General features: G+C 34.0%; 15 protein-coding genes. 1 reads left to right on the top strand and 14 read right to left on the bottom strand.

The features are described from left to right. Positions 1-138: 138 nt before the first annotated feature. The 3 genes from pruA to HNP99_RS01075 form a co-directional block, all read right to left on the bottom strand. The gene (gene pruA / locus HNP99_RS01085) at positions 139-1767 is read right to left on the bottom strand and encodes an L-glutamate gamma-semialdehyde dehydrogenase (RefSeq protein WP_173850403.1); all 1629 of its coding nucleotides are present in this window, start codon (positions 1765-1767) and stop codon (positions 139-141) included. A 173-nt stretch (positions 1768-1940) separates the two neighbouring features. Beyond that, positions 1941-2327 carry a Co2+/Mg2+ efflux protein ApaG gene (gene apaG / locus HNP99_RS01080; protein WP_173850401.1) on the bottom strand — a complete coding sequence of 129 codons (387 nt, stop codon included), beginning with the start codon at positions 2325-2327 and terminating at the stop codon, positions 1941-1943. Positions 2328-2407: 80 nt separating this feature from the next. Next, positions 2408-3658: a type IX secretion system plug protein gene (locus tag HNP99_RS01075; protein WP_173850399.1), complete on the bottom strand. Its 1251-nt coding sequence runs from the start codon at positions 3656-3658 to the stop codon at positions 2408-2410. A 170-nt stretch (positions 3659-3828) separates the two neighbouring features. Between HNP99_RS01075 and HNP99_RS01070 the strand changes: the two genes are divergently transcribed. Beyond that, on the top strand, positions 3829-6642 hold the full coding sequence (locus tag HNP99_RS01070; protein WP_173850397.1) for a M16 family metallopeptidase: 2814 nt from the start codon (positions 3829-3831) through the stop codon (positions 6640-6642). A 55-nt stretch (positions 6643-6697) separates the two neighbouring features. On the opposite strand, the gene HNP99_RS01065 is transcribed toward HNP99_RS01070, so the two are convergent. The 11 genes from HNP99_RS01065 to HNP99_RS01015 form a co-directional block, all read right to left on the bottom strand. Then, positions 6698-9604 (bottom strand): DEAD/DEAH box helicase, encoded by a 2907-nt coding sequence (locus HNP99_RS01065; protein ID WP_173850395.1) that lies wholly within the window; start codon positions 9602-9604, stop codon positions 6698-6700. A gap of 123 nt (positions 9605-9727) precedes the next feature. Then, positions 9728-10492 (bottom strand): class I SAM-dependent methyltransferase, encoded by a 765-nt coding sequence (locus HNP99_RS01060; protein ID WP_173850393.1) that lies wholly within the window; start codon positions 10490-10492, stop codon positions 9728-9730. 87 nt (positions 10493-10579) lie between these two features. Next, positions 10580-10954, bottom strand: a complete 375-nt coding sequence (locus tag HNP99_RS01055) for a GxxExxY protein (RefSeq protein WP_173850391.1) — start codon at positions 10952-10954, stop codon at positions 10580-10582. A 64-nt stretch (positions 10955-11018) separates the two neighbouring features. Then, complete coding sequence (gene map, locus HNP99_RS01050; RefSeq protein WP_173850389.1) at positions 11019-11837, bottom strand: type I methionyl aminopeptidase; 819 nt, start codon at positions 11835-11837, stop codon at positions 11019-11021. Between the two features lie 43 nt (positions 11838-11880). Beyond that, positions 11881-13278 (bottom strand): TolC family protein, encoded by a 1398-nt coding sequence (locus HNP99_RS01045; RefSeq protein ID WP_173850387.1) that lies wholly within the window; start codon positions 13276-13278, stop codon positions 11881-11883. Continuing rightward, positions 13278-14627, bottom strand: a complete 1350-nt coding sequence (locus HNP99_RS01040; protein WP_173850385.1) for an HlyD family secretion protein — start codon at positions 14625-14627, stop codon at positions 13278-13280. The genes HNP99_RS01045 and HNP99_RS01040 overlap by 1 nt, the downstream gene beginning before the upstream one ends. 3 nt (positions 14628-14630) lie before the next feature. Further along, positions 14631-16295 (bottom strand): peptidase domain-containing ABC transporter, encoded by a 1665-nt coding sequence (locus HNP99_RS01035; RefSeq protein ID WP_173850383.1) that lies wholly within the window; start codon positions 16293-16295, stop codon positions 14631-14633. Between the two features lie 2 nt (positions 16296-16297). Continuing rightward, the gene (locus HNP99_RS01030) at positions 16298-16975 is read right to left on the bottom strand and encodes a TetR/AcrR family transcriptional regulator (RefSeq protein WP_173850372.1); all 678 of its coding nucleotides are present in this window, start codon (positions 16973-16975) and stop codon (positions 16298-16300) included. Positions 16976-17099: 124 nt separating this feature from the next. Next, positions 17100-18617 carry a 2,3-bisphosphoglycerate-independent phosphoglycerate mutase gene (gene gpmI, locus HNP99_RS01025; RefSeq protein ID WP_173850371.1) on the bottom strand — a complete coding sequence of 506 codons (1518 nt, stop codon included), beginning with the start codon at positions 18615-18617 and terminating at the stop codon, positions 17100-17102. 141 nt (positions 18618-18758) lie between these two features. Next, on the bottom strand, positions 18759-21179 hold the full coding sequence (locus HNP99_RS01020; protein ID WP_173850370.1) for a DUF5916 domain-containing protein: 2421 nt from the start codon (positions 21177-21179) through the stop codon (positions 18759-18761). Between the two features lie 127 nt (positions 21180-21306). After that, positions 21307-23724 carry a DUF5916 domain-containing protein gene (locus HNP99_RS01015; protein ID WP_173850369.1) on the bottom strand — a complete coding sequence of 806 codons (2418 nt, stop codon included), beginning with the start codon at positions 23722-23724 and terminating at the stop codon, positions 21307-21309. Positions 23725-23892: the final 168 nt, after the last annotated feature.

The following is a 23892-nucleotide window of genomic DNA, read 5'->3' as shown; positions in this document are numbered from 1 at the left end:
GTACAGTCGTAAGACTGATGTTACGTAATGATATAAAGCAAAAAGCCGAATCTAAAATTATAGATTCGGCTTTTTTATGTTTTCATAAGTAGTAAAGCTTAGTAGCTTTGTCACTCAGAGACTTTGCAACTTAGAATATTATTCTCCCAAGAATGGGTATCTGTAATCTACTGGAGTTACAAATGTTTCTTTTATAGTTCTAGGAGAAGCCCAACGCAATAAGTTCAATGGAGAACCTGCTTTGTCGTTTGTTCCTGAAGCTCTTGCTCCACCAAATGGTTGTTGTCCTACAACGGCACCTGTTGGTTTATCGTTGATATAGAAGTTACCTGCAGCATTTTGTAATTTTACAGTTGCTACTTCAATTGCGTAACGATCGGTACTAAAAACGGCTCCTGTTAATGCATATTCAGAAGTTGAATCAACTAATTCTAAAGTTTCTTCCCATTTTGCATCTTCGTAAACGAAAATAGTCATCACAGGTCCGAATAATTCCGTTTCCATTGTTGAATAGTGAGGATTTGTAGTTACGATAACTGTAGGCTCAATAAAATACCCAACTGATTTGTCGTAGTTTCCTCCAACGATGATTTCAGCGTCAGTATCTTTTTTAGCTTGGTCAATAAAACTAGCTAGTTTGTCAAATGAACCTTCATGAATAACTGCAGTAACAAAATTACTAAAGTCTTCTGGAGAACCCATTTTCATTGATTTTACATCAGTGATGATTTGCTCTTTTACAGCTGGCCACATACTTTGTGGTACGTAAGCTCTTGAAGCTGCTGAACATTTTTGACCTTGAAATTCAAATGCACCACGTACAATTCCTGTAGAAACTTGTTTAGGGTTAGCGCTAGAGTGAGCGATGATAAAATCTTTTCCTCCAGTTTCTCCTACAATTCTTGGGTATGTTTTATAATGGTGAATGTTTGTTCCTATTTTTGCCCAGATATCTTTAAATACATGAGTCGAACCTGTAAAGTGTAGTCCTGCGAAGTCACGGCTTGCAAGAACGGTGTCAGTCACCATTAAAGCGTCTCCAAAAACTACGTTGATAACGCCATCAGGAACTCCCGCTTCTTTGAAAACTTCAATAATAATTTGAGCCGAGAATACTTGGCTATCACTTGGTTTCCATACCACAACGTTACCCATCATTGCAGCACTCGCTGGAAGATTAGCAGCAATTGCTGTAAAGTTAAAAGGTGTAATCGCATATACAAATCCTTCAAGAGGACGGTATTCTAGACGGTTCCACATATCTGATGTAGAAGAAGGTTGGTCTCCATATATTTGCGTCATGAACTCTACGTTAAAACGTAAAAAGTCAATTAACTCACAGGAAGCATCAATTTCTGCTTGGTGAATATTTTTAGATTGTGCGATCATTGTTGCAGCATTGATTCTAGCTCTATATGGTCCTGCGATCAATTCTGCTGCTTTTAAAAAGATAGCTGCTCTTTGTTCCCAAGCCATGTTTGCCCATGCTGTTCTAGATTCTAATGCGTTTGCAATAGCTTTTTCAACATGCGATTTCTCAGCAAGGTGGTACGTTCCTACAATATGCTTGTGGTCGTGAGGAGCCGTCATATTTTTAGTGTTTCCAGTTCTAATTTCTTCACTTCCGATGTATAACGGAACGTCAATTGTAGAATTCCACATCTTAGTGTAAGCTGCTTGTACAGCTGCTCTTTCAGGTGAATTTGGCGCGTACCCTTTTACTGGTTCATTTACCGCTTTTGGTACGTTAAAAAATCCTTTTAGCATGATATTTTGATTTGTTCATCTGCAAAAAAATAACAGACGAGATTAGACATTGTGATTAGACATAAATTCAGCAAAATATTGCGAAAAATTTATTGTGTAACAAAAGTACAAAGGATAATTTAAAAATAAGATAAATATACCCGAAGAATATGAAGTTATTTAGGTTAATTGACTTAATTTAAAGCAAAAGGAGCACAAAGTCTAAATGTTGGGATTAAAACTTTAAAAGTTTTCGTAGTTGTAAAGTTAATCATGTTGAAGTACCCTTTCATTGCTCCATAAGGAGATGATAGTAAACAACCAGAACTGTAAGTATGTAATTCTCCTGGTTTTAAAACAGGTTTTTTTCCAATGATTCCTTCACCATCAACAGTCTCAATATCATTAAGAGAATCATGAATTTCCCAATGACGCGAAGTAAGCTGTACCGAATCCTTACTATGATTTTCAATTGTAATCTCGTAACTAAAGGCAAAATGAATCTTGTAGTTCTTAAAGTAAGTGCCTTCAAAACTAGTTAAAACGGATATTTTTATGCCTCTTGTAATTTGAGAAACCATATAAATTAGGGTATGAGAGTATGTTATAACAACAAAAGTACAAAAAATTGATTTTGTTTTACTCTTTTTGAGTTAATATTTTAATTAACTATGTTTAAGGAACTTAACTCAGCTTTTCCTATTACTTGATCATAACGACCGCTACTTTCTTTGTAATACACTAATATAGTGTAATTGTTTTCTGTTTGATAAAAATTTCCGTCAATGGCATGTTCTAAGTCGATTGTACCTTTTTTGTCGGCAATGGTATATTCAAAATTGGTAAAGCCTTGTTTTATCAAAAGCGCTTTCTCGTAGATTCCTTTTTTTTCATTGTAGTCCATTTTGTTCTCGTCAGACATGCTGTAATTGCTGAACATTCCGGTAATGTAAATATCCTTGTCCAATCTAAATGAAGGTGCCGATAAGCTAAAATAAACCCATGCATAGTCGGCCTCAATCTCGTTGTCACTAGCATTAGTATTTTTGACTAAAAAGTTTCCGTTAACATCTTGTGAAAATGAATAAGGGAAAGTTGCTCTGGCGTTATTAGTGAATAAATGGCTTCCGTATATAGCAGTATTTGCATCTACATGAGCGACATTGTTTCCAGAAGTACGAATGTCTTTATTTTCGAAATATAAAAATTCATTTCCAGCCCAGAACTGTGTTTCTTTATCGTATTTGTAGATTAATTCATTTCCAATAGTATATTGCGGAACGATATTTTTAATGGCAGTATTAAATTTTCCATTTTGCAAAATGGCAACTTTCACATTCTTTAACGGGTTCTGGAAATTTAGCGTTGTTGAATTAATAGAGAACTCAATGTTTTGTTTGTAACTTAAATTATCAATTGTTCGTGCTCTTTTTATTTGCATAGGCACTTTAACTGATTCTTCGTAAAGAATGAATTTTCGAGTAAAAACAACTTCTTTAGCATCATTTAAAACCGTAATTATGTAATTGCCACTTAATTTAAGTTGTAAAGTATATTGATTGGGTATTGCTAATGTGTAATGGGAGTAAATTTGTAACGTATTAAAGGAATTGCTATAATTTTGAATTCTTTGGTTATCAAATCCTTCTAGGTATTCGTTTTTTGGAATCGCAGTAGGGATCCAGTTATAGTCACAGTGCACGATTTCATAATAATAATCGGCTTCATTTCCATATAAATCATCAAATTGTATTTGAAATCCAGTGCCCAATGGAAATATTGGAACCACATTTTGATTGTTTTGTACAAACGAAACTGTCTTGATGTTAAAAGGTGGAGCAACCTCATTTTGTACTTGTGAAAATAAGAGCTGTATTGTTGCTAAAAATGCTAATGTGACTATTTTTCTCATTGTAAATAAAGTGATTGATGGGCTAAATGTACTAATTAAATAACTATAAATTAGATTAACTGGTTTTAGGAAAGTTATTATTTAATGTAAGAAAAATGTTAAAATATACTTATTAATCCTCTTGTTTTTAATTTTTTATGATTAAGTTTATCTAAAATAAACAAAACCATATGAAACAATTTTCTAAAGTTACCCTTGGGTTAATACTTTGTTCTTCTGCAATGTTTGCACAAAATATTGATCTATCTAAAAAAATACCTGCTGATCCTTCAGTAAAAACAGGTGTTCTTGAAAACGGACTTACTTATTATATCAAGAAAAATGCCAAACCAGAGAATAAAGTTGATTTAAGATTAGTCATTAATGCAGGTTCTATACTAGAAAATGATGATCAAAGAGGATTAGCACATTTTATGGAGCACATGAATTTTAATGGTACCAAACGCTTTCCTAAAAATAAACTAGTAGATTACCTTCAAAGTATTGGAGTGAAATTTGGTCAGCATTTAAATGCTTACACGAGTTTTGACGAAACGGTATATTTTTTACCTATTCCATCTGATAGTCCAGAAAAACTAGAAAATGGATTTAATATTATTGAAGATTGGGCTTTCAATGCTGATTTAACTCCTGAAGAAATTGAAAAAGAAAGAGGAGTTGTACTTGAGGAATATCGTTTAGGACTTGGTGCTGATAAAAGAATGCTGGGGCGTTACCTGCCTAAAATGATGTATAATTCACATTATGCTGATCGTTTGCCAATTGGTGAAAAAGAAATTTTAGAAAAATTCAAATATGATAAAATTGTAAGTTTCTATAAAGATTGGTACCGTCCGGATTTGATAAGTGTTATCGTAGTTGGTGATATTGATGTTGCGGCAATGGAGAAAAAAATTAAAGAACATTTCTCTAAATATAAGAATCCTGCAAACGAAAAGGAACGTAAAATATTTGAAGTTCCTAATCACAAAGAAACCTTTGTTGCCGTTGAAAGTGACAAGGAAGCACCCTATACTTTAGTTCAATTAATGTATAAAGATTATGGAACGCCAAAAAAAATGAAAACAATTGGCGATTATAAAGATAACATGACCGAAGGTTTGTTTGCTACAATGATCAACAACAGGTTACAAGAATTAATTAACTCTTCTAAACCGCCTTTTACATATGGGTATTCTTATCATGGCGGAACTTATGCTAGAACTAAGGAAGCTTATCAATCTGTTGCGGTACCTCAAGAAGGTTCTCAACTAGAGGCATTAAAAGTTTTAGCGATCGAAAATGAACGTGCTAAGAAGTACGGATTTACCGAAGGAGAACTTGAAAGAGCGAAAGCAGAAGTATTTGCACAATATGAAAAACAATATAATGATCGCGATAAAACGGAATCAGATAATTATGTTTCGCAGTATCAATCTCAATTTCTAGAGCAAGTTCCAGCTCCTGGGATTGAGTGGGAGTACAAAACTACCAAAGAATTGTTGCCTTCTATCACATTAGCAGAGGTAAGCAAATACATGAAAGACTTGGTGAAAGAAGACAATAGAGTGGTAATTATTACAGGGCCTGAAAAAGAAGGTTTGGTAAAAGTGACAGAACAACAAGTTCTAGATGCATTAAAAATTAATGTTGCTGATATTACTCCGTACCAAGACTCCAAACAAGTGACTAGCTTGTTAAGAAATGAAGTGAAACCAGGAACTATTCTAAAAAAAGAATTTGATGCTAAAATAGGTACTACAACTTTGTTTCTATCTAATGGTGCTAAAGTGAAATACAAGAAAACCGACTTCAAGAATGACGAAATCTTAATGCAAGCAGTGAGTTTTGGTGGTAGCAATATGTATTCTAATGAGGAAGTAATAAAAACGAACTTTGCTAACGGTGCATTGAGTGAAGCAGGTTTTTCAGGTTTAAAATTAAACGATATAAATAAATTTATGTCGGGTAAAATTGCTTCGGTTAGTCCTTACATTGGTACAATTACGGAAGGATTAAACGGTAGTGCTACACCAAAAGATTTAGAATATTTATTCCAAAATGTGTACGCATATTTTACGGATTTAAACTTTGATCAAGAAGCTTTTGATAGCTTTAAGCAAAAACAGGCTGCTTTTTATAACAATATGGCTTCGCAACCGTCGTTTTTCTTTCAACAAGAATTGTACGCCTATTTATACAAAGAGGACCCTAGATTCAACGGAATTATTCCAACAGAAAAATCATGGGCACAAACGGATTATGCTTTAGCCTACAAAAAGTACAAAGAGCGTTTTGCTAATGCAGGTGATTTTGAATTCTTTTTCGTTGGAAATGTAGATGATAAAGTAATGGAAGAATTTGCTGCTAAATACATTGCTTCATTACCATCAACTGATAAAAAAGATGTAGCCAAAGATCTTGGGTATAGAATGATTAAAGGTGATTTGAAAAAAGTAATCAATAAAGGAACAGATCCTAAAAGTACGGTTTCGATTATGTTTTATGGAGATGCTGTTTACTCTGAAAAAGAGGCCTTGGCTATGCAAGCTTTAGGGGAGGTTTTGACCATTAAATTGATCGAAGAATTAAGAGAAAATGAAAGTGGTGTTTATGGAGTAAGTGCTCGTGGAAGTATGACTAAAGTGCCAAACGGTTCATTTAATTTTAGAATTGGTTTTCCTTGCGGACCTGAAAATGCAGAGAAATTAACCGCTTCTGCTTTGAGAGAATTGCAAAAAATGATCGACAAGGGTCCTGATGAAAAAGATGTTGCAAAGTTCAAGCAAGCAGAGTTGTTAGACTATAAAAAGGATATTAAGGAAAATAAATATTGGTTGAGTAATTTTACGCAGTCTTATATTGACGGAAAAAGTCCTAATAGAATTCTAGATGTTGAAGAAGCAATCAATAAGATTACTCCTAAAGATATCCAAGATGTTGCTAAAAAATACTTAACAAAAGATAAAATAGTTGCGGTGTTAATGCCAGAAACTCAAAAATAATAGTTTAGTTGTTTAATTGTCAATGCCCACTAAAATTAATTTTAGCGGGCATTTTTTATTCTAAAATATAACTCAAATTCGCCTCAATATCCGGACTCATACTATTGTCATCCAATAACGAATCAGAAAGTAGTTTTTTGGTTTCTTGTAATCGAATGATTTTTTCCTCTACTGTATTTTTGGATATGAATCGAATAACGTTCACTTTATTCAATTGACCAATGCGGTGCGCACGCCCAATTCCTTGCTTTTCAGCAAAAGGATTCCACCAAGGGTCTAGGAATAAAACATACGATGCTTTGGTGATATTTAAGCCAACGCCACCTGCTTTTAGCGAAATGAAAAAGACCAAAATATCCTCTTGTTCCTGAAAACGGTTTACGGCAATTTCACGATCTTTTTGATCGGTAGCACCCGTAAGTTCACAAAATTTAATTTTGTTTTCAATGCACCACTCTTTATAAAATCCTAAATTCGATACAAACGAGCTAAAGACAATCGTCTTCTGTTTGGACTGAATTAAAGTCGTCAAATAATCGGTTACTGCATTAAATTTACCAGAGTCTAAATCTGATTTGGCATCAATCATTTTAGGATGGTTACTCAACTGTCGCAATCGCATCAAGGTGTTGATAATATTAATTTTGTCAGCCTTAGTCCCGTCTGTGCGTAGGAGTGCGTTACGTGCCTTAGATTTTTCTTCTTCGTATAATTTCTCCTGCTCTTTTTCCATGTCGCAGTAATAAATCTGCTCAGTCAATTCGGGTAGGTCATCCAAAACTTGTTCTTTGGTGCGCCTTAAGATAAACGGACTAATGAGTGTTTTGAGTTCTGCTAGAACTTTTTCGTCTTGATTCTTCTCAATCGGAATTTTATAGTTCTGAACAAAAAAAGCATGACTGCCCAAAATATCAGGGTTGATAAACTCCATTTGCGACCATAAATCATCCAACGAATTTTCGATAGGAGTACCGCTTAGTGAGATTCTATTATCAGCTTTGATTTGGTTAATCGCCTTAAAAATTTTAGAATTTTTGTTTTTAATGTATTGACTTTCGTCTAAAATTAAAAAACGAAATTGATACTTTTCTAAAATAGCAACATCTCGAGAGGCAATTGCGTAACTAGTAAAAACTAAATCGTATCGCGCTAGTTTCTTGGCAATCAACTTTCGATCATTACCTACATATTGTATGCGACGCAAGTGCGGGGTGAATTTTCGTGCCTCGTTATACCAATTGAACACTAAAGAAGAGGGGAGTACGACCAAAACCTTCAGATATTCTTTGGCTTGCGGAATCACATTACCAAACAAATCTAGTTGCTCGGCTTCCCTTTGTTGGTTTTCGAGTTGCTCTTGTACCGATACCAATGTAGTCAAGGTTTGGAGTGTTTTTCCTAATCCCATGTCGTCGGCCAAACAGGCGCCCATGCCGTTTTGATAATGTTCCAACAACCATTTTACGCCTTCCGTTTGGTAGGGTCTCAAAGTTGCTTTTACCAATGGCGAAATAACGAATTCCGCTGTTGGTACTGGTTTTGTGTCCAACTGCAATTCGGGAATGGTATTCAAAATCGCAAAATTACTTTTGGGTAATTGTAATGTGTTGTCAATTACCTTGGCAAGTTTGGCCAAAGGTGCGTATTGTACCATCCATTCTTTCGGAATCAAAAAACAACTGCCGTCGGGTAAAATGTATACTTGGTTTTGCTGTTTTAAATTCGGAATGATTTCGCTAAAATTAAAACTAAATGCTCCGCAATGAATCGTGATTTTAATATCAAACCAATCGTTCTGAATCGCATTCGAAAAAGATATCTCAGGCTTGTTAGGTTGAATTTTTTTTCCGTCCAATGAAAAAGTGTCCAACGCAAAGCCCAAAGATTGCAATTGTTCTTTGTTTTCTATAACCCACTGTATTACGTCGTGTGGTGTGTTATTTTCTGTTTGTAGCGAAAGAGTAAAAAAGCCATTATCTGTTTTATTAAAACCTAAATGGAGTAGTTTTTGTTCGAAAGCGCCTTCGCTTTCCGAATTACGTTTGTATTGAATCACTTTGATTTGTTCTGGATCGTCCAAATCAATTTCAGAATGGCTATGTTTGGTTTTCGAGCCATCAAATAAATAGCCATTGTAGTCGAATTTTAAATTCAAATAATAGCATTTTTTAAAGAAATCGTGTACTGTTTCTAGTTGACAGCTGTGTATAGCATTGCGTTGAATGATTTCAAAACCATCAGCAGTAACATCTACTTTTTTGACAATATCTTTGATGAATTTTTGAAAATATTCGGTTACCGTTCGAGCGGGAATATCGATTGTTTTCTTACCCAAAAACGGCTTTATCTTTTTAGCGTCAATGGCAGTTAGCGTTACCAATTTATCGTCAACCACCAACCAAGCTGGCTCATTCAGAATAATTTCTATTTTCTTTTCAGAAGGATAAAAAACCTGTTCTTCTTCTACCAATTGAAGGGTATAGGTAATGCCTTCTTCTGTTTTTAGAAAATGAATTTTAGCTTCTAATGCTTTATTTTGGGTCGAAATAGCACTTTTCTGAAAATCTTTGTCCTTGTTTAATGAAAAACAGATTGGAAAAGAGTGAGTGTTGACCAGTTTTAAAAATTCGGCTAATTGTATTTCTTGATACAACTGAATTCCCGTTTCAAGTTTTGTATCCTTTCGAAGGTCTTCAATGCTTTTTTTGGTTTTTCCGGTATTGAATTTTTTAGCGACTGCTTCACTAGTTAATTTTTCACAAATAGAAAGTGCTCTCTGAGCCTCTTTCGATAAAGCATTTATTTCGATGCCATAACTTTTTAAAACTTCAGGACTGGCTTTTTTGTCCAAATAGCCAATCGGTAAACCTTCAGAAACGACATAAGCTGTTGGAACGTAAAAATTACTTTTTACATCCCAACTCAAATCAAAACAAAAAGGGTGTTTTGCTACTGTTGTCACAATTATAGTTTGGTTTTTAACGATTAGAGGTAACCATTTTGCACTAATAAGGGATTAAGGAAATTAAGCATGCGACTTAATTATCTTAATCCCTTAAATGGAAAGTTTATAATTTTGTTTTACTTATTTAAAGCAAACAGGAATAATTTCGCCTTTGGCTAAACAATATTTCTCAACCAATTCGGGTGCTATTTTGTTGGTATAATCTTCTTCGATAACTGTAAAGCCAATCGAACGCAATTTGTCAAAATAGTCACGGCCATAAATGCGCACGTGATCGTATTGACCAAATATTTTAGCACGTTCTTTTTGATTGGTAATGGTATCGTCTGCAAAAGTTACGGCACGTTTCAAATCTTGCGGAATTTGTAAAATTGCCATTCCGCCCGGTTTCAAAACACGGTACAGTTCCTGCATGGCTTTGGTATCGTCTGGAATGTGTTCCAAAACGTGATTACACAAAATAACATCATACTGATTGTCCTCAAAAGGTAAATCACAGATATCTGCTTTGACATCTGCCAATGGCGAAAATAAATCGGTTGTAGTATAATCTAGATTCTTTTGATTTCGAAACATCTTATAAAAAGCTTGCTCCGGAGCAAAGTGCAATACTTTGTGTGGTGCTGTAAAAAAATCGGTCTGATCATTTAAGTACAACCATAACAAGCGATGTCTCTCCAGTGACAAAGTACTCGGTGAAAGCACATTATTGCGCTGCGTCTCGTACCCATAAGGCAACATCGATTTGAAGCTTTTTCCATCAATAGGATCAGTAAATTTATCTCCCTTTAAAGTAAAAGCAATTATAGGACGCGCCACATAACTCAAACGAATAAGTAGGGGGCGTGGGATGGTATTAAGTATAAGTTTAAACACGGATTTCATTGGATGAAAATTTAAACACAGATTTCACAGATTTTCACAGATTAAATGGAATATGTTTTTTGTGTTAGATTATTATATTAAGATTTTTTACAAAATAACTCTCTTGTATTTCAAACTGTCCTCTCCGAAATTTATTAATAGTCCAATTTCGTTTTTAGAAGCAGCAAGATAATTAAGTGTTTGTTTTATTTCACTACTACTTAGCATCTGTATTGCTTTTAGCTCGACGATGATTTCTTCGAAAACTACAAAATCGGCGTAATAAAAGCTAGGTAGCGTTATTTCTTTGTAATTAATTGTGAACTTCTCTTCCCGTTTGTACGGAATGTTATTTTTTATAAATTCATATTCCAAAGCATCCCCATAAACTTTTTCACTATGACCTTTACCAAGAATTTTATGTACTTCCATGCAAAGTCCAATAATCTGGTAAGTTTCTTCTTTTAAATTAAATGTTTCCATAAAAATAAATCTGTGAAAATCTGTGGAATCTGTGTTGAAATAATTTGCGAATCTTTTCGAATCCCTAAAGAACCAATGGCACTTTTCTAAACTCATCTTCCTCGTTACTTACGATACCCAAAGCTTGATACACGTACGCAAAAGTAGAAAGTAACTCTGGTTTACCATCGATTAAGGCAACATCGTGTTCAAAGTGCGCACTTGGTTTATTATCGGCAGTGGTGATTGTCCAGCCGTCTTTGTGTTGTTTGATGTTGCGTGTGCCTTGATTGATCATCGGCTCAATAGCAACAACCATTCCTTCTACAAAAAGTTTTCCGCGACCGCGCTTTCCGTAGTTAGGCATCTCAGGGTCTTCGTGCATTTTTTGCCCTAGACCGTGCCCTACTAGTTCACGAACCACACCGTAACCTTGTGCTTCAGTATATTTTTGAATAGCGTTACCTACATCTTCCACGCGGTTTCCAGCTTTAAATTCGCGGATTCCTACGTATAATGATTCTTTGGTAATTTGTAATAATTTTTTAGTTTCTGGTGCTACTTCTCCTATTTCAAAGGAGTAAGCGTGATCACCATGGTAGCCATTTTTATAAGCACCACAATCAACAGAGATTACATCACCACTTTGAAGCGGCGTATTGTTTGGGATTCCATGTACTACTTGCGCATTTGGACTCATGCATAATGAGTTTGGGAAACCATATAAACCTAGGAAACTCGGTACAGCACCATGGTCACGAATGAATTCCTCTGCTAATTTATCTAAATGTAATGTAGTTACTCCTTCTTTAATTTCAGAAGCAATCATTCCTAATGTTTTGGATACAATTAAGGCACTTTCACGCATTAATTCTATTTCTTCACGGGATTTTACTATAATCATATTTTCTAATTTTCAGATCGCAAAAGTACGATTTTAAAATTATTTAATCGGGGTTGGCCATGATTTTAAAAAGAGCTGCATTAGAAACGAAATAGTTGTTTTCTAAATCAATTGAAGCTAATTGTGCGCTAATCAAACTATTCTCTCTGCTGTTAATTAAAAATAGGGAGCTTTCGCCAAAGGAAAATAAACGTTCCTCAGATTTTAACATGAGGCTATAGTCTGATGCTAATGTTTTTACAATGGCGTTTTGCTTTGCTAGCGACTGAATTTCAGTTTTTTGAGCACTAATTTTATTCGAAAGTTGGAATCGCTCTAAATTTAAAGCAAACTCACTTTCTTGAATTTTGTATTGTGCTAGTTTTAAACTTCCGCGCTCTTTTCGAAGAAACAACGGGAAATAAAAGTTTAATCCTATTTTATAATTCTCAAATTGATAATCATCAATATAACTTGGCTCTGCTATATAAGAATAACCAACATCAATTTTGGGTAATAGCATATTCGCTTTTAGCTTTTTCTCCACCGTCAGAATTTCAATTTTGTTCTCCAGCGCATTGATCTTTGGGTGGTTTTCTAAAGTGAATTCGTTTTGAATTAAGTCATTCGTTTTTAATGTTTCTTGAATAGTGAAGTCCAAATCTTTCTCAGGTAACAATAATTCAGAAAGTTCAAACGGAATCGCATTGTCCAACCAAAGAAAATTAGCTAGTTCAAGTTTGGCTTTAGTAAGTTTTAGTTTTGAATTCTCGAGACTTAATATTCGGTTTTTTACGCTAATTCCCGCTTCAATACTATCAATAGCCCTTTTATCACCTGCTTTTATCAATGATTTAATTCCGTTGAAACGTATTTGTGCATTGGCATTGTACGTCTCATAAAGTTTTACTTCGTTGAAGGTTTTTCTCCAATTAAAATAAGCAATAGAAGCATCATACAATACGGAGATAGCTTGTAGTTTTCTTTCTGCAAGACTCAACTGCATCTGAATTTTTGCTTTGCGCACATCTGCCATTCTCTGATTAATGAATAATCCTTGTCCTAAGGGAACCGTTATCCCCAAAGAAGTTAAGCCTTTATTAGGAACCGTATTTTCTGGATTTAGATAAATACCATCGTTATTATCAAAGCCTGCTTTAATTTCGATTCCGTACCAAGTAGGGATCTTGAAACTGCTGTTTAGTATCGAATAATACTCTTTGTCTTTGAATTGTTTTTCTTTAAAGTCTACTTCAATCTTTGGGTCAAAGCCACCGCGCGCCATCATCAAATTTGCTTGCGCTCTATTGATTTCCAAGTTGGCAGTTTTTACTAACGGATGGTATTTCTTGACGTATCCTAAAAATTCGTTATAAGTGAATTCCTTGGAATTGTTCGTATTTGAAACTTGTCCAAAAGCAACAGCTCCTAAGAATAGAAAAAGGATAAGAATTTGTTTCATTATTTTTTCTCTTTAGCTGGTTTTACGTCTGTTTTATAATAATTTGGTGGAAACCCGTTTAAAATTCGCCAAACTTCAAACCAAATAGGAACGGTGTCTAGTAGAGCAATAGTTTCGGCACCAGAGCCAATGCTTATTTTTTTAGGCCAAGCAGCTTCGTCTTTGTCTGGCGCAATTAGGATTCGGTATTTTCCGTTATCACTGATGAAATTTTCGATAGCAACCACCTTACCTCCAAAAGTTCCATAAGAAACATCAGGCCATCCTGAGAAAACAATTGTAGGCCATCCATCAAACCAAACGCGCACTTTTTCTCCTTTATTAATTAATGGCAAATCAATTGGATCGACATAAGTCTCCACAGCAACGTCATATTGCGCTGGCATAATACTCACAATAGGTGTTCCTTCTTTTACAGTTTGTCCTATTCCAGCTTGTAGCACTCGGTTAACATAACCACTTTGAGGAGCTTTGATGTAGTACATTCCGTTGCGTATGCTATAATTTGCATATTGATTCTCTAATTTGTTTACTTGTGCTTCGGTATCAAATTGATTACTTAATGCGGTGTATTGGTCGCTTTGTGCTTTGGAGGTTTTCTCGGCATATTCGGCATTAATTCGATTAGCCTCTACTTTTGCATTGATGTATTCGTTTTTACTTGTTAGAAATTTATTTTCTTGAGTAATTATTTTGGCTTCTACTTCTTGTAGTTTTAGTCTTTTTTCCTCTACGTCAGTCAATGGTTTTAAACCTTCACTATTTAATTGTACCGCACGATCAAACTGGGTATTGGCAATTTTAAGTTGGGTTTTTACAGCAACTAGATCCATACTGTCACTTTTTATTTTTAAAAGTGATTGCTTGATTTTATTTTGTGCTTGCTCAAATTTCAACCCTTTTTCGGCTTGTATGGATTGAATTTGGCTGGATAAAGTAGTCACTTTCGAACCATAAGATTCTAAGGACATTTTTTTAGCATTAACTTGTTTCTTAGTGTTGGCAACCAAATTTGGGTCCATGTAATCCTCCTTTATTTCGGATATAAAAAGGATGGTATCGCCTTTATTTACAAAATCACCTTCTTGTACATACCAGTTTTCTATTCGACCAGATATAACACTTTGTATTGACTGTGGTCTTTGATTGGGTTTTAAAGTAGTCACAGATCCTGAACCCGAGATGTTTTGTGTCCAAGGAAGAAATAAGATGAGTACTCCAAAAATACAAACCGAAACAATGATTTTATTGAGCGTTTTCGAATTTGATTTTATATTTAGGTTTCTAATCGTTTCAAATTTTCCTAAACTAGGAAGCTTTGTTTTGTTATTGTCAGATATATTTAGCATGATCTATAGCTTTTTTGTGTCTTGTTGAATACGTCCTTTTTCCATGATAATTACTCTGTTGCATTTGGTTTTCCAATACGGATTCTTAGACGAAACGATAATGGTCCATTTGTGCTCTTTGGCGGTAATAAAATCAATAATTGAATTGGCTATTTGATCGTCCATTTTGTCAGTAGGATCTTCATAGAAAAGGATTTTAGGTTTGTGTATGATACTTCGTGCTAATAATATTTTTTGTGCATTTGATGAAGATAGTTGCCTTCCTTCAGGGTAAATTGCGGTGTCTAAACTATTAGGTAGCGACTTAATAAAGCTGCTTAATTGTACGCCTTCAATTGCCCATTTTAAATCTTCTTGACTAATATTAGGGTCGTTGAAAGTAATGTTTTCAAGATAAGTTCCTTCAAAAGGAGATTCGCCATAAATAACGCTTCCTATTTGCGAGCGGTACTGTTTTAAGTCAATTTTTTTAAAAGTGTCATCATTAATATAAAAACTTCCTGCTGTAGGTTTTAGTAAGCCAGATAACACACGGATTAAAGTTGTCTTTCCGGAACCATTTTCGCCATCAATAATTATGCGTTCTCCTTGTTCTACCTTTAATGAGATTGCTTTTAGAGAAGCGTTTTTAGAATCAGGGAATTTAAATTGCAAATTTTCTGTTTCTAAAGAGATGTCGGCATAGCAATAATTCATACTTTCATTATCATACTCTTCTTCTAAATACAAATCGGTTACTTGGCCAATTTTTTCTACAGAGGTCAATACATCATAAAAAGTTTCTAGTCCAAGGATAATTTTTTCAACTGAATTAATCACTAATAAAATGATGATTTCGGCAGCAACAAACTGTCCAATATTCATTTGTTGAGAAACCACTAAGAACCCTCCAATTGAAAGTAAGCTTGCGGTAATAATTATTTTAAAAATGATTAACTGAGAGAATTGTCTTCTAATGATATTGAAATGTTTTTCTCTATAGTTAAGGTATTCGCTTACTAACTTGTCGTTTTTTTGCAGTCCGTAGTCAAAGTTGAGTTGGTTTCTAAAGCTATAATTATTACGAGCCATTTCTTGCAACCATTGTGCAACTTTATATTTATTTTTCGATTCTTTTAAACTCGTTTCTAAACCGGGAATATAGGATAGTTTAAAGATGAAATACAGTAAAATAATCAACATGATTCCAAATAAAATAAAATAGGGATGGTACAACGATAATAGTATGACTCCAAAAATTATTTGTAGTAAGGCCGCAGAAAAATCAATTAATAATTTTGAGGTTCCTTTTTGAATGGTCATCGTATCAAAAAAGCGATTGGCTAATTCTGGAGGATAAGTATTGTATAGTTCTTCGAATTTAATTTTTGGAAGTCGCACAGCAAATTCAAATGAAGAACGTACAAATATTTTTTGCTGTAAATTCTCTGTAATTCGAAGTTGCATTAATGATAAAATCCCCACTAATCCCACACCAACAACTACTAAGAATATCAAAACAATCCAAGAAACACTTACACGTCCTGATTGTATGAAATTAATAATGGCTTGAATACCTAGGGGCAATGATAAACTTACTAAACCTGCAAATATGGCGTAAAAAAACAGTTGGTAAATGTCTTTTTTGTCTAGTGCTAATAAATTGTAAAATCTTTTTAATGGAGTCATGCTTATTTATTTTTTAGAACTATAGTAATAAGATTGATGTAAAAATCTGTAGGGCTTGTTTCCTCGTTACAATTAGTAATGGTTTTTAAATGGTCTTTTAGAAAATGTTGATGAAGCGCTCCTTCTATTATGTTTGAGGCCATGCTTTTAGCAAAAGGATAGTCAGGATTTACTTCATTGATTAAGGTTACGATTCGATTAATTACTCTTTTGTAAATTAAGAAATAACCTTGTTTATTTTCTTCGTCTACTTCTTTTGTTTGCAATGTTTTAGTAAACTCTGTAATGATTATTTTATTTAAAATGGATTGATTAATGTGTTCTGTAGCGGCATCATCTTCTATCTTTTCAGTAACAATTGTAATTGCTTTTTTTAATTTTTCAAAAGTGTTCTCAATATTATTGGTAGCGAAGAAAAGTTTGTATTCCATCCAGCTCCAATACCAAGAGGAAAGATACAACATTAGCTTATGTTTGTTTTCAAAATAGCGATAAATTGAACTCTCATTTGATCCGATTTTTTCACCTAATTTTTTAAAAGTAAAGTGATCAAATCCTATTGCATCAATTAAAAGAATACTCTCTTGGATAATTTTCTTTCCAAGTGCTGAGGTTTCAGGATCTTTAACGTAAATTTTTTCGTTGACTTGAATTTTAATATTTGCAATTAAATCTTTCATAATTAATATTATTTAATGCAAATATAATAGTAATACTATCAAAAACGAAATTATTATTGTTTTTATTCAAAAAAAAAGGCTATTCGAGTAGAATAGCCTTTTAAAAATGTATTGTTTAAACGGATTATAACAATGAATGCTGTGTCATAACGGCTGGTTTTTCGACACCCATTAATTCTAGAATTGTAGGTGCAATGTCTCCAAGTACTCCATCGTGAATTTCTTTAATGTCCTTGTCTATTAATATAAACGGAACTGGATTAGTCGTGTGTGCCGTATTAGGACTACCATCAGGATTAATCATTGTTTCGCAATTACCATGATCGGCAATAACAATTGTAGTATAATTATGTGCTAGTGCAGTGGTAATTACTCTTTCTACACATTTGTCTACTGCTTCGCAAGCTTTTATAGCGGCATCCATCATTCCGGTATGGCCTACCATATCTCCATTAGCAAAGTTCAGGCATACAAAGTCCACGTTTTCTTTTTCTAATTCGGGGATTAGGGCATCTGTAAGTTCAAAGGCGCTCATTTCGGGCTGCAAATCATAAGTGGCCACTTTGGGTGAGTTTCTTAAAATTCTGTGCTCTCCTCTAAACGGAATTTCTCTTCCTCCAGAAAAGAAGAAAGTAACGTGAGGGTATTTCTCTGTTTCAGCAATTCTGATTTGCGTTTTATTGTTTTTCTCTAAAACTTCACCTAGCGTTTCAGTAATATTATCTTTGTTATATACCACTTTTACATTCTTGTAGGTTTCGTCATAGTTAGTCAACGTCACATAATACAAGTTCAGTTTGTGCATGTTTTGCTCATGAAAGTCTGTTTGTGATAAGGCTTCAGTAAGTTCTCTACCGCGGTCAGTTCTAAAATTGAAGAAAATAACTACATCGCCATCTTCAATTGTAGCTACTGGCTTGTCTTCATCATCAACCATTACGATAGGATGAATAAACTCATCAGTGACTTCGTTTTGGTAATTTTGCTCAATGCTTACAATGGCATTTTTTGAGTGAGTTCCTTGGCCGTTTACCATTAAATCATAAGCTAGTTTTACTCTTTCCCAGCGTTTGTCTCTATCCATTGCATAGTAACGACCTATAACAGTGGCTAGTTTTACTGAAGTACCTGCAATATAGTTTTCTAAATCTAAAATGTATTTTTTACCTGACTTAGGATCTACATCACGACCATCAGTGAATGCGTGTATGAAAACTTTTTCTAATCCGTAATCTTGTGTAGCATCAATCAACCCTCGTAAATGAGAAGTGTGTGAATGTACTCCGCCGTCAGAAACTAATCCTAAAAAATGTACTTTTTTATTATTGTCTTTAGCAAATTGGAAAGCGTCTTTAAGAACTTGCTCTTTTGCTAATGTATTATTGGCTACAGCCAAATTAATTTTAGCTAAATCCTGATAAACAATTCTTCCAGCACCTAGGTTCATGTGTCCTACTTCGCTGTTTCCCATTTGTCCTTCAGGAAGTCCTACGTGTAAACCGTCCGTTCTAAGTTGAGCGCTGGGATAATTTTTATATAAGCTATTTATAAAAGGTATGGAGGCATTGTCTATAGCAGAAACTTTTGGGTCAGGAGATTTCCCCCAACCGTCCAAGATCATTAGTATCACTTTCTTGTTCATATCGATATTGTTTTAAACAAAGATAACGGTTTTCAAAATCTTATGTAAGCTTCAAAATGACAATTACGTATTAAGAAGTGAACCGTTTAAAATTCTAACGATTTATTTACAGAAGCGTCCTTTTTTTAAAATTAATGCAGGTTACGATTTACTTTTCAAGCTATTATAGTCAATAAAGTATTTTACACTTATAGAAAAGGCATGACTAAGGGCATCATTATTTAATAATGAAGTAACATTTTTGTCAAAGTCTTTATTGATATTTCTTTCAAAATTAGCCGCATTATTTCTATATAACACAGAAACTTGACTGCCAGGAGCAAACCACCATGAATAGGATAAATCAAAGTTCCAAGAGTAGAAACTAGAATCTTTATTGTCTGTGTAATTTATATAATCAGTTAGACGGCCATTTTTCTGTAGTGAAAGGTAGTTTTTATTCTCAGCAAAGGACCAGTATTGGCGTACGGCTAAATTAAAGTTCATTTTACTACTGATGGAGTATTTGCCCGAAAGCGTATTTCCATAAGTAACCACGTTTCTATTAGCAAAAATAATAGCATCAGGAGTTGCGCTGTTCAAATCATCGTCAATACTATCAATATATCCTTTATTGTTGTTACGACGTTGAAATTCAAAGTTGTAGTTCATAGAGAACTTATCATTAAAACGGTATCTAGGACCTAATGAAAACTCATAAGTGCGTCTTTTTGTCTCATTAAAAATAGCGTATGATGGATTAAAATCAAGTGCAAATCTATAGTTGTAATTCGTGGATATGTAAACCCAAGCGTTGTAGTTTTTTGGAAAAATAAGATAATCTTCAGCTGTTCTAGCCTCATAAAAATCATAAGTTTCTTGTGGGTTCAAGTTTACGCCAAAGCCTACGTAATGATTTTTTTTAGTGTCTAAGTTTACATTTATATTAATGCTATTTGATTGTAATTTGCCTGTTTCTTTATGGAACTGGGTGTATAAATTAGTAGAAAGTTTAAAAGAGTTAAAATATTTTGTTGGGTTTAAAATACGGTAATTTGCATTTCCATAAATGCTATAATAATTCGTTTCAAAATTAATACCTAGGTCATTATTATCATATTCTTTAGTTACTAAATCGCCTCCAAAACTGTACCTGTAATTTCCACTAGTTTCAGCAAAATTAAATGTAGTGGCTATACCGTGTTTGTCTTCTAGATAGTTAATGTAACTATATTTAAAATCTCCTGAAAGGTTGTAAGTGTTCTTTTTGGTGTTTAAATCCCATGCTAAAGCCGAAACGTTTGCATCGCGAAAACTACCGTTTCTACTTACATTAGTATTGATGAATGATACGGAAGAGTTTTTGCGAAAGCGCTGGTCTAATACTAAAACATTGTAGTTAGATAGTGGTTGTAGTTCTTGCTTTCTAGTTTCGTTAGTTATTTTGTTTTCTATTGTTGCATAGGTTTTCTCGGTAACGGCATTTAAAATTCCAATACCCAATCCACCTTTTGTTCTTCCTGAAATTTTTAACGCATTGATAAGGTTAACGTTTGCGGGGTTGTCAGTAATTGTTTCGTCGTTAGTAATTTGAGGTCTATTGATGGGCTTGCCGCCAATTCTTCTTGAATATAAAAGGTTCCCTTTGCTAAAAAGATCGGTTCCTTCAGTAAAGAAGGATCGGTTCTCGTTAAACTGCTGTTCAAACGGTCCTAGATTTAAGATTTGGTCGTCGTATTTTGTTTGTCCAAAATCAGGAATTAAGATCGCATCAAGTGTAAAAGCATCATTAATACCGTACTTTATATCGAGTCCGCCTTTTAATGTACCTATTGTTTTTTGTTGTGAATTTGCATTGATGTAAAAAGAGGAATAAGGCATTAAGAACAACCGAGTAGGGGGTTTTATGTTTTCAATTCCTTCTAGAATTCCGGCTTGTTGTGTAAAAGTTCCTATTTTAGAATCTATAAAATTCCAAGTAAATTTTTGACGGTCACGTCGTATTTCTCTAAAAAAATTAAGTCCCCAAGTTTGTTTGTTTTCACCTGAGAAACGTATTGCAGCATAGGGAATTCGCATTTCAACTGTCCACCCAAAATCAGTTATTAAAGCTTTACTTTTCCAGACAGCATCCCATGAATAATCCTCGCCATTAGCATCTGTGGTGATACAATCGGCTTGACCATCAGCAGCATTTACATAAAATTGAAAGTCTTGCTGGCCGTCATTAAAACCATTTATAAAAGCACCAAATAAATCTGAAGTCCCAAAATCATCTCTTTGAGATATTTCTCTAAGAATTTTATCCGGTTCGTTATCAAACATTTTTGCAGCGATGTAGATTGCATCGTTGTCGTATAGTACTTTAATTATAGTTTTTTTGTTCTCAGGAATGACTTTTCCGTTGTCGGGCTGAAACATAATAAAGTCGGTAGCTTCTGGAGTAGTTTTCCATATTTCTTCGTCAAACTTTCCATCAATAGTGATGTTCTCACTAGTTAATTTTTTAGTTTGTAATGTTTTCTTTTGGCTGTAGCCAAAGCAAAAAATAAATAAAAATAGAATGGAAAAAAACTGCTTCATAAACCCGATTGATTTTATAATAATTTGTAAAAAAAAAACATTTAAAAACCATTATTGGTAATTTAGCTGTTATGTTTACATCAATAGACTCATTTATGGCTGTTCTGTTACAGTTTTCTTAAATTAATTAAAATTTATTTTTGATTCGGTTGTAATCAATAAAGTAGCGCACACTAATGGATAGGATATTCGTTTGATTGCTATTGAATACATTTTTAAGGTTAGCACCTAAGTTGCGTTCCACAATGCTTTTACTTTCTTGAGAATAATTTCTATACAATAATGACAGCTCACTTCCTGGAGCAAACCACCATGAGTAAGAAAGATCGAGGTTCCAAGAATTAAAATTTCTATTCTTGTTTAAATCAAAGGTGGGATTGTCAATTACGGTACCGTCATCTTGTAAACTAAAAAAGTTTTTATTATCAGAATACGACCAATAATAACGAGCGGTTAAATTGATGGTCATTTTATTATTCAAGGCGTATTTACCTGTTAGGTCATTTTGAAGAATTTCTCGATCTCTTTGTCCAATAACGATTCCGGTATCATCAAAACCTACCCATCCGCGATCATTTTTTTTCTTCGAGTAATCCATAACTAAATAAAGCGAGAATTTGTCGTTGAAACGGTATTTAGGCCCTACTGCGATTCCGTAAGTTATTCTGTTGTCTTGATCAAAGACAGCAATACTTGGTGTGAAATCAAAAGTAAAAGCATTATTGCGGTTGAACTCTACACCAAAGTAAGATGAAAAGCGTTTTGGAATTTGTAAATACCTTCCAGCAACGCGAGGTTCGTAAAAGTCATACGTTTCAAATGGATTGATGACAAGCGAAAATTCCATGTAGTGGTTTTTCTTAGAGCGTGCTTTGATAAGTGTTTTATACCAAACTTCTTGCATTTTTCCTGTAGTGTTTTGCAATTCTAAATTGAACTCTTGTTCTACTTTAAAGGTGTTGAAATATTTAGTTGGATTTAAGATTCTGTAGCTACCATTGGCGAAAGCATTATGATAATTAGTGTAGAAAACCAAACCAAGATCATTGATGTCATAGTCACTTGAAATGTATTTTCCAGAAACGGTGTAGCGGTATTGTCCACTAGTTTTAGCAAAATTTAAAGCTGTTTTAAAACCATTATAACTTTGAATGTCATTTACTGTACTGTATTTAAAATCACCATAAAGATTATACGTATTTGCTTTTGTACTTAAATCAAAAACAAGTGCAGTAGCATTAGCGTCTCTAAAATCTCCATTACGTGTGGTGTTTGTATTTACAAATGAAACCGAAGAATTTCCATTGAAACGCTGGTCGAGCACGAGTACATTGTAATTTGTCAAAGGTTCAATGGCTTCTTTTCGTGTTTTCTTGATGACTTCATTTTCGCCGTTAATCGTGCTGCTTTCAAGTGTAGCATACGTTTTTTCAGTAATGGCATTCAAAAAACCAATTCCTAGTCCATTCTCTGTTCTTCCAGATACTTTTACAGCATTTAATAAATTTACAGTACTAGGATATTTAGTTATTTCTTCGTTTGCTTCGGGTACTGGTTCTCTAGTTGGGAATCCGCCTATTCTTCTAGAGTAAAATAAGTTTCCTATGTTGAATAAGTTCGTTCCTTCAGTAAAAAAAGGACGATTTTCTTCTAATTTTTGTTCAAAAGGATCCAAGTATAAAATGGCGTTATCAAATTTTGTTTGACCAAAATCTGGCACTAAAATAGCATCAAGGGTAAAAGAATCATTGATTCCGTATTTAATGTCGAGACCAGCTTTAAATGTTCTATCCGAAGCCAAATCATCTTCTTGATAATACGCTGAGGTATATGGAATAAAGAATAATCGGGTAGGGGTTTTTATATTTTCAATGCCTTCAAGTATTCCAGCTTGGGTGATTACCGCGCCAATTTTTGTATCAACGTGGTTCCAGGTATAGGTTTGAACGTCTCTTTTTATCTCTCTTTTAAAATTGATTCCCCAGGTTTGTTTTTGAGCATTAGAGAAACGCAAAGCAGCATAGGGGATTTTCATTTCTACAACCCACCCAAAATTGGTTATGGCAACTTCGCTATCCCAGATTGCGTCCCAGGTATAATCTTCTGCGGCTTCGGTAGCAATGCAATCCATTTGTACACCAGCGGCGCTCACATAAAAGCGAAAGTCTTGTTGGCCATCATTAAAACCATTAATAGCCACTGAAAAATGATCAGAGACACCAAAAACATCTCTTTTTGTAATTTCTCGCTGAATTTTGTTGGGTTCGTCATCATAAAGTAATGCCAAGATATAAATGGCATCATTGTCATAAGAAACTTTGACTTCGGTTCTTTTATTTGTGCTAATAGGTTTTCCGTTATCAGGTTCAAACATGATAAAGTCTGTAGCGATATCATTATTATTTGCCCAAGTTTTATCGTTGAACTTTGCATCTACAGCAATTCCGTCAGCTGTAGGATTTGCTGTTAATACTTTTTTTTGTGAAAAAGCGTTTAATACAAAGAAATAAACAATGATTGTGGCGTAATAGTAGGATTTTGACATAAATTTTAAGGACTTGGGTAGACAAAAATAACATAATAAATAAAACCTGCAAGCAATAAGTGTTTTTGGTGTGTTTATTTACTTACAAATACGCCGATTGTTTAATTTTAACTATTTATGTTACAGTATTATGAATAAATTTTATAGTTTTGCAACCCCAATCTTTTA

Origin of the sequence: Flavobacterium gelidicaeli, assembly GCF_013294005.1 — a bacterium.
Lineage (GTDB): Bacteria > Bacteroidota > Bacteroidia > Flavobacteriales > Flavobacteriaceae > Flavobacterium.
The sequence above is the reverse complement of the archived record's forward strand: the minus strand, read 5'-3'. Positions and strand labels throughout refer to the sequence as shown.